The organism is Streptomyces sp. WAC 04229 (assembly GCF_003947455.1).
GTDB lineage: Bacteria > Actinomycetota > Actinomycetes > Streptomycetales > Streptomycetaceae > Streptomyces.
Map to the genome: position 1 here is coordinate 101,257 of NZ_QHJH01000005.1, position 12,971 is coordinate 114,227.

Annotated in this window: 13 protein-coding genes; all 13 read left to right on the top strand. The window is 72.3% G+C overall.

Translation table 11 applies throughout. From position 1 onward, the window contains the following. Positions 1-213 precede the first annotated feature (213 nt). Positions 214-2,031: a DUF5941 domain-containing protein gene (locus DMH12_RS02645; RefSeq protein WP_125489892.1), complete on the top strand. Its 1,818-nt coding sequence runs from the start codon at positions 214-216 to the stop codon at positions 2,029-2,031. Further along, positions 2,028-2,780 (top strand): sugar phosphate nucleotidyltransferase, encoded by a 753-nt coding sequence (locus DMH12_RS02650; protein WP_125489893.1) that lies wholly within the window; start codon positions 2,028-2,030, stop codon positions 2,778-2,780. The genes DMH12_RS02645 and DMH12_RS02650 overlap by 4 nt, the downstream gene beginning before the upstream one ends. Beyond that, positions 2,768-3,829: an iron-containing alcohol dehydrogenase family protein gene (locus DMH12_RS02655; RefSeq protein WP_125489894.1), complete on the top strand. Its 1,062-nt coding sequence runs from the start codon at positions 2,768-2,770 to the stop codon at positions 3,827-3,829. Before DMH12_RS02650 ends, DMH12_RS02655 begins: the two co-directional genes overlap by 13 nt. Then, the gene (locus DMH12_RS02660) at positions 3,807-4,586 is read left to right on the top strand and encodes a CDP-alcohol phosphatidyltransferase family protein (protein WP_185832113.1); all 780 of its coding nucleotides are present in this window, start codon (positions 3,807-3,809) and stop codon (positions 4,584-4,586) included. Before DMH12_RS02655 ends, DMH12_RS02660 begins: the two co-directional genes overlap by 23 nt. A gap of 8 nt (positions 4,587-4,594) precedes the next feature. Then, on the top strand, positions 4,595-5,467 hold the full coding sequence (locus tag DMH12_RS02665) for a glycosyltransferase family 2 protein (RefSeq protein ID WP_125489906.1): 873 nt from the start codon (positions 4,595-4,597) through the stop codon (positions 5,465-5,467). A gap of 97 nt (positions 5,468-5,564) precedes the next feature. Further along, positions 5,565-6,494 (top strand): ABC transporter permease, encoded by a 930-nt coding sequence (locus tag DMH12_RS02670; protein WP_125489895.1) that lies wholly within the window; start codon positions 5,565-5,567, stop codon positions 6,492-6,494. Then, complete coding sequence (locus DMH12_RS02675; protein ID WP_185832114.1) at positions 6,487-7,275, top strand: ABC transporter ATP-binding protein; 789 nt, start codon at positions 6,487-6,489, stop codon at positions 7,273-7,275. Before DMH12_RS02670 ends, DMH12_RS02675 begins: the two co-directional genes overlap by 8 nt. A 292-nt stretch (positions 7,276-7,567) precedes the next feature. Next, positions 7,568-8,482, top strand: a complete 915-nt coding sequence (gene hpnC / locus DMH12_RS02680) for a squalene synthase HpnC (protein WP_125489896.1) — start codon at positions 7,568-7,570, stop codon at positions 8,480-8,482. Further along, positions 8,479-9,429: a presqualene diphosphate synthase HpnD gene (gene hpnD / locus DMH12_RS02685; protein WP_399186481.1), complete on the top strand. Its 951-nt coding sequence runs from the start codon at positions 8,479-8,481 to the stop codon at positions 9,427-9,429. Before hpnC ends, hpnD begins: the two co-directional genes overlap by 4 nt. Next, complete coding sequence (locus DMH12_RS39430; RefSeq protein ID WP_221763102.1) at positions 9,429-9,587, top strand: DUF6380 family protein; 159 nt, start codon at positions 9,429-9,431, stop codon at positions 9,585-9,587. The genes hpnD and DMH12_RS39430 overlap by 1 nt, the downstream gene beginning before the upstream one ends. Then, positions 9,584-11,020: a hydroxysqualene dehydroxylase HpnE gene (gene hpnE, locus DMH12_RS02690; protein ID WP_125489897.1), complete on the top strand. Its 1,437-nt coding sequence runs from the start codon at positions 9,584-9,586 to the stop codon at positions 11,018-11,020. Before DMH12_RS39430 ends, hpnE begins: the two co-directional genes overlap by 4 nt. Then, a complete protein-coding gene (locus DMH12_RS02695; RefSeq protein WP_125489898.1) occupies positions 11,017-12,153 on the top strand; it encodes a polyprenyl synthetase family protein in 1,137 nt (378 codons plus the stop codon). The genes hpnE and DMH12_RS02695 overlap by 4 nt, the downstream gene beginning before the upstream one ends. A 116-nt stretch (positions 12,154-12,269) precedes the next feature. Then, on the top strand, positions 12,270-12,971 hold a 702-nt coding region (locus tag DMH12_RS02700; RefSeq protein WP_312023894.1), incomplete at its 3' end, for a prenyltransferase/squalene oxidase repeat-containing protein.

Genomic DNA, 12,971 nt, shown 5'->3' on the forward strand with positions numbered 1-12,971 from the left:
GGCGCGGTTTGTGGGCGGGCCCCCGGATCCACGATGATGATCGCGGCAAAGGCGGGTGCAAGCGGCGCCGACCGACTGTGAAACGGGCGGTGAACACGGCGTTCCCGGCATCCGATAGCCTCTGCCGACACGCCGCCCGGGTGCCACCGGCACGGGCGTCCCACCATGCACAGGCCCGGCGTTCCAGGCACGGGCACCAGGGAGTGAGTTCGGTTGCCGACCGCCATCCTCACCGGTCAGCCGGTCCCCGGTTCGTCGATCGAGAGCGAACTGCGGTCCCTGGGCTTCGACGTGCAGCACGCCTCCGGCGCCGCCGACACCGAGACGCTGCTGGCCGGCGTCCCGGCCGCGGAACGGGTCGCCGTCGTCGACGCCCGCTTCGTGGGCCACCCGCATGCCCTGCGCCTCGGCCTCACCGACCCGCGCTTCCCGCTGGCCGCCGTCCCGGGCGCGGTGACCGCCCGCGCCGACGGACGCCAGGCGCTGACCCGGGCGATGGCCCGCGAGAACTCCGCGGGCGGCGGTACGGCCCTCGCCGTCGACAGCCTCGCCGACCGGATCACCGCCGCCCTCGACGCCGACGGCGCCGCCGTGCACCGCCCCGAACTGGGCAGCCTCGTCGCCGCCGTCCCCGCCGACCCGCAGGCCCGCAACGAGGCCCGGCAGGCGGTCGCCGCCGTCGACGACGAGGCCGTACGCCTGAAGTCGGCGGTCAAGGCCCGCGACGGCTTCGTCACCACCTTCGCCATCAGCCCCTACTCCCGCTACATCGCCCGCTGGTGCGCCCGGCGCGGACTGACCCCCAACCAGGTCACCACCGCCTCACTGCTCACCGCGCTGATAGCGGCCGGCTGCGCGGCCACCGGCACCCGCGGCGGCTTCGTCGCCGCAGGCGTCCTGCTGATCGCGTCCTTCGTCCTCGACTGCACCGACGGGCAGCTGGCCCGCTACTCCCTGCAGTACTCCACGCTCGGCGCCTGGCTGGACGCCACTTTCGACCGCGCCAAGGAGTACGCCTACTACGCGGGCCTCGCCCTCGGAGCCGCCCGCGGCGGCGACGACGTGTGGGCCCTCGCGCTCGGCGCGATGGTCCTCCAGACCTGCCGGCACGTCGTCGACTTCTCGTTCAACGAGGCCAACCACGACGCGGCCGCCAACACCAGCCCCACCGCCGCCCTCTCCGACCGGCTCGACAGCGTCGGCTGGACGGTCTGGCTCCGCCGCATGATCGTCCTGCCCATCGGCGAGCGCTGGGCCATGATCGCCGTCCTGACCGCGGTCACCACCCCCCGGATCACCTTCTACGTACTGCTGATCGGCTGCGCCTTCGCCGCGACGTACACCACGGCGGGCCGGGTCCTGCGCTCGCTGACCAGGAAGGCGACGCGGACCGACCGGGCCGCCAAGGCGCTGTCCGACCTCGCCGACTCCGGCCCGCTGGCCGAGGCCGGCGCCAAGGGCCTCGCGAGGACCGCCCGCCGACTCCCCGGCTTCGCCGCCCCCGCGCTCGCCCTGCTCGGCGGCCTCGCCGTCGTCGCGACGGCCGCCTTCACCGACTTCGGCGGCCCCTGGCCGCTCCTCGGCGCGATCGTCTACGTGCTGACCTCCGCCGTGGCCGTCGCCCGCCCCCTCAAGGGCGCCCTCGACTGGCTCGTCCCGCCGTTCTTCAGGGCCGCCGAGTACGGCACCGTCCTGGCACTGGCGGCGAAAGCCGGCGTGAACGGGGCGCTTCCGGCGGCTTTCGGGCTGGTGGCCGCGGTCGCCTACCATCACTACGACACGGTCTACCGCATCCGTGGCGACGCGGGTGCGCCGCCGCAGTGGCTGGTGCGGACGGTCGGGGGGCACGAGGGCCGCACGCTGGTGATCACCGCGCTGGCCGTGCTGCTCACCGCCACACAGTTCAAGGTCGCGCTCACGGCCCTCGCCGTGGCCGTGGCACTCGTGGTGCTCGTGGAGAGCATCCGCTTCTGGGTCGCCGCCCACAAGGTCGGCGCACCCGCCGTACACGACGAAGGAGAACCCGCATGATCGGCCTCGTGCTGGCGGCCGGCGCCGGACGCCGTCTGCGCCCCTACACCGACACCCTGCCCAAGGCACTGGTCCCGGTCGGCCCCGAGGGTGCGGAGGACAGCATCACGGTGCTGGACCTGACGCTGGCGAACTTCGCCGAGGTCGGCCTGACCGAGGTCGGGATCATCGTCGGCTACCGCAAGGAAGCCGTGTACGACCGCAAGGAGGCGCTGGAGCAGAAGTACGGCGTCAAGCTCACCCTCATCGACAACGACAAGGCCGAGGAGTGGAACAACGCCTACTCCCTGTGGTGCGGCCGTGACGCCCTCAAGGACGGCGTGATCCTCGCCAACGGCGACACCGTGCACCCGGTCTCCGTCGAGAAGACGCTGCTCGCCGCCCGCGGCGACGGCAAGAAGATCATCCTCGCCCTCGACACGGTGAAGAACCTCGCCGAGGAGGAGATGAAGGTCGTCGTCGACCCCGACAAGGGCGTCCAGCGCATCACCAAGCTGATGGACCCGGCCGAGGCGACCGGCGAGTACATCGGCGTCACCCTCATCGAGGGCGATGCCGCCGGCGACCTGGCCGACGCGCTGAAGACCACCTTCGAGCGCGACCCGCAGCTGTACTACGAGGACGGCTACCAGGAGCTGGTCAACCGCGGTTTCAAGATCGACGTGGCGCCGATCGGCGACCTCAAGTGGGTCGAGATCGACAATCACGACGACCTCGCCAAGGGTCGGGAGATCGCGTGCCAGTACTGACGAGGCTCATCCCGTCGCCGGTCGTCGTGGACATCCGCGCGGGTGCCCTCGACGACCTGGGAGCCGTGCTCGCCGACGAGCGCATCTCCCACTCGGGCAAGCTCGCCGTCGCCGTCAGCGGCGGTTCCGGCGCCCGGCTGCGTGAGCGCGTCACTCCCTCCCTGCCCGGCGCCGACTGGTTCGAGGTCGGCGGCGGCACCCTGGACGACGCGATCAACCTGGCCGGCGCCATGAAGGGCGGCCACTACGACGCGGTCGTGGGCCTCGGCGGCGGCAAGATCATCGACTGTGCCAAGTTCGCCGCGGCGCGCATCGGCCTCCCGCTGGTCGCCGTGCCCACGAACCTCGCGCACGACGGTCTGTGCTCGCCGGTCGCCACCCTGGACAACGACGCCGGCCGCGGCTCCTACGGCGTGCCGAACCCGATCGCGGTCGTCATCGACCTGGACGTCATCCGCGCGGCGCCGGCCCGCTTCGTGCGCGCCGGCATCGGTGACGCCGTCTCCAACGTCTCCGCGATCGCGGACTGGGAGCTGGCGAACCGGGTCAAGGGCGAGCGGATCGACGGCCTGGCCGCCGCCATGGCCCGCCAGGCGGGCGAGGCCGTGCTCCGGCACCCGGGCGGCATCGGGGACAACGAGTTCCTCCAGGTGCTGGCCGAGGCGCTGGTGCTCAGCGGCATCGCCATGTCGGTGTCGGGCGACTCGCGGCCGTCCTCGGGCGCCTGCCACGAGATCAACCACGCCCTCGACCTGCTCTTCCCCACCCGCGCGGCCGCCCACGGCGAGCAGTGCGGACTGGGCGCGGCCTTCGCGATGTACCTGCGCGGGGCCCACGAGGAGTCCGCCCACATGGCCGAGGTGCTGCGCCGGCACGGGCTGCCGGTGCTCCCGGAGGAGATCGGCTTCACACCCCAGGAGTTCTTCCGGGCCGTGGAGTACGCACCCCATACCCGGCCCGGCCGCTACACGATCCTCGAGCACCTCGACCTGAAAACCGACCAGATCAAGGACCTGTACGCCGACTATGTCAAGGCCATCGGTAGCTGAACTACGTCCGGTCGTCCATCCCGCGGGGGTCAAGGACCGGCGCAGCGGTGAGCACTGGGCGGGACGCCTCTACATGCGCGAGGTCTCGCTGCGGATCGACCGCTACCTGGTGAACACCAGGATCACGCCCAACCAGCTCACGTACCTGATGACCGTCTGCGGCGTGCTCGCGGCCCCGGCCCTGCTGGTGCCGGGGATCACGGGCGCCGTGCTCGGCGTCGTCGCGGTCCAGCTCTACCTGCTGCTGGACTGCGTCGACGGCGAGATCGCCCGCTGGCGCAAGCAGTACTCGCTCGCCGGCGTCTACCTGGACCGGGTCGGCGCCTACCTGACCGACGCCGCGGTCCTGGTCGGCCTCGGCCTGCGCGCCGCCGACGTCTTCGGCACCGGGCGGATCGACTGGCTGTGGGCCTTCCTCGGCACCCTGGCCGCGCTCGGCGCCATCCTGATCAAGGCAGAGACCGACCTCGTCGGCGTGGCACGGCACCAGACCGGCAAGGCGCCGGTGGCGGAGGCCGCCTCCGAGCCGCGCTCATCCGGCATGGCGCTGGCCCGACGGGCCGCCGGGGCGCTCAAGTTCCACCGGCTGATCCTCGGCATCGAGGCGTCCCTGCTGATCCTCGTCCTCGCGATCGTCGACCAGAGCCGCGGCGACCTCTTCTTCACCCGCCTCGGCACCGCCGTACTCGCCGGCATCGCGCTGCTGCAGACCCTGCTGCACCTGGTGTCCATCCTCGCCTCCAGCAGGCTGAAGTGAGCGCGCCCATGAAGGTCGGTGCCGTGATCATCACGATGGGCAACCGTCCCGAGGAACTGCGGGCCCTGATCGACTCGGTCGCCAAGCAGGACGGCGACCCGGTCCAGGTCGTCGTCGTCGGCAACGGCTCGCCCGTCCCGGAGGTGCCGGACGGCGTGCGCACCGTCGAGCTGCCCGAGAACCTGGGCATCCCCGGCGGCCGCAACGTCGGCATCGAGGCCTTCGGACCGGGCGGGAGCGATGTCGACGTCCTGCTCTTCCTCGACGACGACGGCCTGCTCGCCCGCACCGACACCGCCGAGCTGTGCCGTGAGGCCTTCGCGGCCGACGACAAGCTGGGCATCATCAGCTTCCGCATCGCCGACCCGGACACCGGTGAGACCCAGCGGCGGCACGTCCCCCGGCTGCGCGCCTCCGACCCGATGCGCTCCTCCCGGGTGACCACCTTCCTCGGCGGCGCCAACGCCGTGCGCACCCGTGTCCTCACCCAGGTCGGCGGCCTCCCGGACGCGTTCTTCTACGCCCACGAGGAGACCGACCTGGCCTGGCGGGCGCTCGACGCGGGCTGGATGATCGACTACCGGTCCGACATGGTGCTCAACCACCCCACGACCGCCCCCTCCCGGCACGCGGTCTACCACCGCATGGTCGCCCGCAATCGCGTGTGGCTCGCCCGCCGCAACCTGCCCGCGCTCCTGGTCCCGGTCTACCTGGGCGTCTGGATGCTGCTCACGCTGCTGCGCCGCCCCTCGCGACCTGCGCTGAAGGCCTGGTTCGGCGGTTTCCGGGAGGGCTGGGCGACCCCGTGCGGTCCCCGTCGGCCCATGCGGTGGCGTACGGTGTGGCGCCTGACCCGGCTGGGCCGCCCTCCGGTGATCTGACAAGCTCGTACCCGAGAGCGTTCCGGCTCCGACCGGGGCCAACAGGTCCGTGCCAGGCCCGCGCGGCCGAGCATTCCGAAGACGAAAGTATCCACCAGTGAGTGAGACAACGCACGACGGCACGGTCGCCATGACCAAGCCCGTGGCGCCCGACGAGGGCCTCCCACCGGCCCGGCTCGCCGCCAAGTACGGGCTGTCCGTGAGCGGTGCCCGGCCGTCCCTCGTGGAGTACGTCCGTCAGCTCTGGGGCCGGCGGCACTTCATCCTCGCCTTCTCCCAGGCGAAGCTGACCGCCCAGTACAGCCAGGCCAAGCTCGGCCAGCTGTGGCAGGTGGCCACTCCGCTGCTCAACGCGCTCGTCTACTTCCTGATCTTCGGCCTGATCCTGGACGCGGGCAGGGGCATGCCGAAGGACGTGTACATCCCGTTCCTGGTGACGGGTGTGTTCGTCTTCACCTTCACCCAGTCCTCGGCCATGGCGGGCGTCCGCGCGATCTCCGGCAACCTCGGCCTGGTGCGCGCGCTGCACTTCCCGCGCGCCTCGCTGCCGATCTCGTTCGCGCTCCAGCAGCTCCAGCAGCTGCTTGCCTCGATGATCGTGCTGTTCGCCGTGGTGATCGGGTTCGGCAGCTACCCGAAGCTGTCCTGGCTGCTGGTGGTGCCGACGCTCGTCCTGCAGTTCCTCTTCAACGTGGGCCTGGCGCTGATCGTGGCGCGCATGGGGGCCAAGACCCCGGACCTCGCCCAGCTGATGCCGTTCATCATGCGGACCTGGATGTACGCCTCGGGCGTCATGTTCTCCATCCCGATCATGCTGGAGGAGCACCCGGCCTGGATCTCGGACGTCCTCCAGTGGAATCCGGCCGCGATCTACATGGACCTGATGCGCTTCGCGCTCATCGACGGGTACGGCTCCGAGAACCTGCCGTCGCACGTCTGGGCGGTCGGGCTCGGCTGGGCCGTGATCCTCGCCGTGGGCGGCTTCGTGTACTTCTGGAAGGCGGAGGAGAGGTACGGCCGTGGCTGAGCAGCAGCAGGGCGAGCGGGTGCCGACGGTCATCGCGGACGAGCTGCACATCGTCTACCGGGTCAACGGCGCCAAGACCGGCAAGGGCAGCGCCACGGCCGCCCTGAGCAGGATCATCAAGCGGGGCTCCGACGACGCGGCGCGGGGTGTGCGCAAGGTGCACGCCGTGCGGGGCGTCTCCTTCACCGCCTACCGGGGCGAGGCCATCGGTCTCATCGGTTCCAACGGCTCCGGCAAGTCGACGCTGCTGCGGGCCATCGCCGGCCTGCTGCCCGCCGAGCGCGGCAAGGTCTACACCGACGGCCAGCCCTCGCTGCTCGGCGTGAACGCGGCCCTGATGAACGACCTGACCGGCGAGCGGAACGTCATCCTGGGCGGCCTGGCCATGGGCATGACCCGCGAGCAGATCAAGGAGCGCTACCAGGACATCGTCGACTTCTCCGGGATCAACGAGAAGGGCGATTTCATCACCCTGCCGATGCGCACCTACTCGTCCGGCATGTCCGCCCGGCTGCGCTTCTCCATCGCCGCCGCCAAGGACCACGACGTCCTGATGATCGACGAGGCGCTGGCGACCGGGGACCGCAAGTTCCAGACCCGCTCCGAGGAGCGGATCCGGGAGCTGAAGAAGGAGGCGGGCACCGTCTTCCTCGTCAGCCACAACAACAAGTCCATCCGGGACACCTGCAACCGTGTCCTGTGGCTGGAGCGCGGCGAACTGCGCATGGACGGCCCGACGGACGAGGTGCTCAAGGAGTACGAGAAGTTCACGGGCAAGTAGGCCGACACGCCGGGCCCCGCCGTGTTCCGGCGGGGCCCGCGCGCGTGCAAAGGAACCGTCAACTCCTGGTGTTCTCGGGAATCTTGAAGTGAATCGGTGTGTTGTTGTGATGCGCCGAGCACCCCGGGGGGAGTCCGTGAGTTGTACAACGTAAGCTGGACCGGTCCTGAATCGCGGCACATGGGGCGATAATGCCCGACACCCTCCACCGGGCCTGCCCGCGGGCGGCCGGGCGGCGTGTCCGAAATAGTGTGTATTGGGTCGGCAGTGTAGAACGGGAGATGTGACGGCAATGGCTACGGAAACTCCCCGGCTCCCCGAAGCGTGCGCCGTCGACGCGGAGCGCGGCACCCTGGCCAAGGCCGCCGGCGAGAACTTCCCCGTGGCCCCCTTCTTCCTGCCGCGCGACTGGCGCACCGACCTCATGGCCGTGTACGGCTTCGCCCGCCTCGTCGACGACATCGGCGACGGCGACCTCGCGCCGGGCGGCGCCGACGCCCGTCTCCTCGGCGTCCCCGACGACCGCGCCGACGACCGCGTGCTGATGCTGGACGCCTTCGAGGAGGACCTGCACCGGGTCTTCGACGGCACCCCCCGCCACCCGCTGCTGCGCCGCCTGCGGCCCACCGTCCGCCGCCGCTCGCTGACCCCCGCGCCCTTCCTCGGCCTGATCGCCGCCAACCGTCAGGACCAGCTCGTACGGCGGTACGAGACCTACGACGACCTCCTCGCCTACTGCGAGCTGTCCGCCAACCCGGTCGGCCACCTCGTCCTCGCCGTCACCGGCACCGCCACGCCCGAGCGGATCCGCCGCTCCGACGCCGTCTGCACCGCCCTGCAGATCGTCGAGCACCTCCAGGACGTCGCCGAGGACCTCGGCCGGGACCGGATCTACCTGCCCGCCGAGGACATGAAGCGCTTCCGCGTCCAGGAGGCGGACCTCGCCGCGCCCACCGCCAACGCGTCGGTGCGCGCCCTGCTCGCGTACGAGGCCCGGCGCGCCCACGACCTGCTGGACGAGGGCGCCCCCCTGGTCGGCAGCGTCCACGGCAGGCTGCGTCTGCTGCTCGCGGGATTCGTGGCGGGGGGCAGGGCCGCCCTGCGGGCGATCGCCGACGCGGATCACGACGTACTTCCCGGCCCGCCCAAGCCCGGCAAGCTCCGGTTGCTGCGCGAGGCGGGCCTGGCCCTGCGAGGAGAGGGGTGATCGGGACCGTGGACCCGTCACCGAACATGCCGGCGCCGGTGCTCGCCGCCTACAGCTACTGCGAGGCCGTCACCGGTCAGCAGGCACGCAACTTCGCCTACGGCATCCGGCTGCTGCCCACGCCGAAGCGACGGGCCATGTCGGCGCTGTACGCGTTCTCGCGCCGCGTCGACGACATCGGCGACGGCGCGCTGGCGGACGACGTCAAGGTCGCCCGGCTGGACGAGACCCGGTCGGTGCTCGCCCGGATCCACGACGGCGCGGTCGACGAGGACGACACCGACCCGGTCGCCGTCGCCCTCGCCCACGCCGCGCGGGACTTCCCGATCCCGCTCGGCGGCCTCGACGAACTGATCGACGGCGTCCAGATGGACGTACGCGGCGAGACCTACGAGACCTGGGACGACCTGCGGACCTACTGCCGCTGTGTCGCGGGCGCCATCGGACGCCTCTCCCTGGGCGTGTTCGGCACCGAACCGGGGGCGCACGGAGCCGACCGCGCGCCCGAGTACGCCGACACGCTCGGCCTCGCGCTCCAGCTCACCAACATCCTGCGGGACGTCCGCGAGGACGCCGAGGGCGGACGCACCTACCTGCCCGCCGACGACCTCGCCAAGTTCGGCTGCTCGGCCGGGTTCAACGGGCCGACGCCCCCCGCGGGCTCCGACTTCACGGGCCTCGTGCACTTCGAGGTGCGCCGGGCCCGCGCCCTGTTCGCCGAGGGCTACCGGCTGCTCCCCATGCTCGACCGGCGCAGCGGGGCCTGCGTGGCCGCCATGGCCGGCATCTACCGCCGGCTCCTCGACCGCATCGAGCGCGACCCGGAGGCCGTGCTGCGCGGACGCGTCTCGCTGCCCGGCCGCGAGAAGGCGTACGTCGCCGTGCGCGGCCTGTCCGGACTGGACACCCGGCACGTCACCCGCCGGACCGTCAGGAGGCGCGCCTGATGGACACACCCGGCACACGCGACACGCCGGCCCCGGACCGGACCACCGCGGCGTACCGGTGGGCAACCCTCCGGTGGCGGTCGGCGTCCCTGACTGAGACGGTCGGCCGTACGCCGTTCAAACACCACGGCGACCGGACACGGAAGGGCGCACGATGACGCACGCCAACGGCACGCGTGACGGGGGGCAGGTCGCGGACGTCACCGCCCTCCGTCCCGGCGCGCACGCCGTGGTGGTCGGCGGCGGCCTCGCCGGGGTGACCTCCGCGCTCGCTCTCGCCGACGCCGGCGTGCGCGTCACCCTGCTCGAAGGCCGGCCCCGCCTGGGCGGGCTCGCCTTCTCCTTCCGGCGCGGCGACCTCACCGTCGACAACGGCCAGCACGTCTACCTGCGCTGCTGCACCGCCTACCGCTGGTTCCTCGACCGCATCGGCGGCTCCGCGCTCGCTCCGGTGCAGGACCGCCTCGACGTGCCCGTCCTCGACGTGGCGCGGCCGGAGGGGCGCCGGCTCGGCAGACTGCGCCGCGACGGGCTGCCCGTCCCCCTGCACCTGGGGCGCAGCCTCGCCACGTACCCCCATCTCTCGCTCGCCGAGCGCGCCGCGGTCGGGCGGGCCGCGCTCGCGCTCAAGGGGCTCGACCTCGCCGATCCTGCCCTGGACGCCCAGGACTTCGGCAGCTGGCTGGCCGCGCACGGTCAGTCGGCGCGGGCCGTCGAGGCCCTGTGGGACCTGGTCGGGGTCGCCACCCTCAACGCGGTCGCGGGCGACGCCTCGCTGGGGCTCGCCGCGATGGTGTTCAAGACCGGTCTGCTGTCCGACCCGGGCGCGGCCGACATCGGCTGGGCCCGCGTCCCGCTGGGTGAACTGCACGACCGGCTGGCCCGCAGGGCGCTCGACGCCGCGGGCGTGCGCACCGAGGTCCGTACCCGCGTCACCTCCCTCCGGGCGATGGAGAACGGCGGCTGGAGCGTTCAGGTTCCCGACGAGACGCTCGACGCCGACGCGGTCGTCCTCGCCGTGCCGCAGCGCGAGGCGCACGACCTGCTGCCGGACGGCGCCCTCGACGCCCCGGAGAACCTGCTGGAGATCGGCACCGCGCCGATCCTCAACATCCACGTGATCTACGACCGCAAGGTGCTCGCCACGCCGTTCCTCACGGCGCTCGGCACCCCGGTGCAGTGGGTGTTCGACCGTACCGAGGCCTCCGGGCTGAAGGAGGGTCAGTACCTGGCGCTGTCGCAGTCGACGGCGCAGGACGAGATCGACGAGCCCGTGGCCACGTTGCGCGGGCGGTACCTGCCCGAACTGGAGCGGCTGCTGCCGCGCAGCCGCGGTGCCGAGGTGAAGGACTTCTTCGTGACCAGGGAGCGCACCGCCACGTTCGCCCCCGCCCCCGGCGTCGGCCGCCTCCGGCCCGGCGCCCGCACCAAGGCACCCGGCCTCTACCTGGCCGGAGCGTGGACCGCCACCGGGTGGCCCGCGACCATGGAGAGTGCGGTTCGCAGCGGTGTCGGAGCGGCGGGCGCCGCTCTCGGCGCCCTGGGCCGGTCCCGCGGACTCCTTCCCGACTTCTTCGAGGAGGCGGCATGAGAGCCGACCCGCGCGGGGCCGACTCCCGCACTCCCGGTACCGCAACTGGAGGAAAGACTGTGCCCACCGCGCCCCCCGGCCCGAAGGCCGCTCCGAGGACCACGGTGGACGTGACCGCGCTGCTGGAGCGCGGCCGGACCCTGGCCACGCCGGTCCTGCGGGCGGCCGTCGACCGCCTCGCGCCTCCCATGGACACCGTCGCCGCCTACCACTTCGGCTGGATCGACGCCCAGGGCAACCCCGCGGACGGCGACGGCGGCAAGGCCGTACGCCCCGCGCTCGCCGTGCTCTCCGCCGAGGTCACCGGCGCCGCGCCCGAGGTCGGCGTGCCGGGCGCGGTGGCCGTGGAGCTGGTGCACAACTTCTCCCTGCTGCACGACGACCTGATGGACGGCGACGAGCAGCGCCGCCACCGCGACACCGTCTGGAAGGTGCACGGCCCCGCCCAGGCCATCCTGGTCGGCGACGCCCTCTTCGCCCTCGCCAACGAGGTGCTGCTCGAACTGGGCACCGTCGAGGCCGGCCGCGCCACCCGCCGCCTCACCAGCGCCACCCGCGCCCTGATCGACGGCCAGGCCCAGGACATCTCCTACGAGCACCGCGACCGCGTCAGCGTCGAGGAGTGCCTGGAGATGGAGGGCAACAAGACCGGGGCCCTGCTCGCCTCCGCCAGCTCCATCGGCGCGGTGCTCGGCGGCGCCGACGAGCGCACCGCCGACACCCTGGAGAAGTACGGCTACCACCTGGGCCTCGCCTTCCAGGCCGTCGACGACCTGCTCGGCATCTGGGGCGACCCGGGGGCGACCGGCAAGCAGACCTGGAGCGACCTGCGCCAGCGCAAGAAGTCCCTCCCGGTCGTCGCCGCCCTCGCCGCGGGCGGCCCGGCCTCCGAACGGCTCGGCGAGATCCTCGCGGCCGACGCCGAGGCCAGTGACTTCGCGAACTTCTCCGAGGAGGAGTTCGCGGCCCGCGCCGCCCTCATCGAGGAGGCGGGCGGGCGCGAGTGGACCGCCGACGAGGCGCGCCGCCAGCACACCATCGCCATCGAAGCCCTCGACGCCGTCGACATGCCCGAGCGGGTGCGGGACAGGTTCGCGGCGCTCGCCGACTTCGTCGTCGTACGAAAGAGATGATCACTATCGGTCGAATAGCCCTCGCGTAGTCGCCGGCCGGTGTCCTCGACGGACAGGCACCGGCCGACGGCGGACCCAAGCAGAGCACCGTATGCACACTGCACGAAGGGGAAGCCATGACAGCGACGACCGACGGAAGCACCGGGGCGGCCCTGAAGCCCCTCGCGCCCTCGGCCAGCGAAACCGACATCACCGTCCCCGCCGCGGCGGCCGGGGTACCAGAAGCCGCCGCCCGCGCCGTCCGGCGCGCCACGGACTTCCTGCTCTCCCGGCAGGACGCCCAGGGCTGGTGGAAGGGCGACCTCGAAACCAACGTCACGATGGACGCCGAGGACCTGCTGCTGCGTCAGTTCCTCGGCATCCAGGACGAGGAGACCACCCGCGCCGCCGCCCTGTTCGTCCGCGGCGAGCAGCGCGAGGACGGCGCGTGGGCCACCTTCTACGGCGGCCCCGGCGACCTGTCCGCCACCATCGAGGCCTACGTCGCCCTCCGCCTGGCCGGCGACGCCCCCGACGCGCCGCACATGGCTAAGGCGTCGGAGTGGGTCCGCGGCCGCGGCGGCATCGCGGCCTCCCGCGTCTTCACCCGGATCTGGCTCGCCCTGTTCGGCTGGTGGAAGTGGGACGACCTGCCGGAGCTCCCGCCGGAACTCATCTACTTCCCCACCTGGGTACCGCTCAACATCTACGACTTCGGCTGCTGGGCCCGGCAGACCATCGTGCCGCTCACGATCGTCTCGGCGAAGCGGCCGGTACGCCCCGCCCCCTTCCCGCTGGACGAACTGCACACCGACCCCGCCCTGCCCAACCCTCTCCCG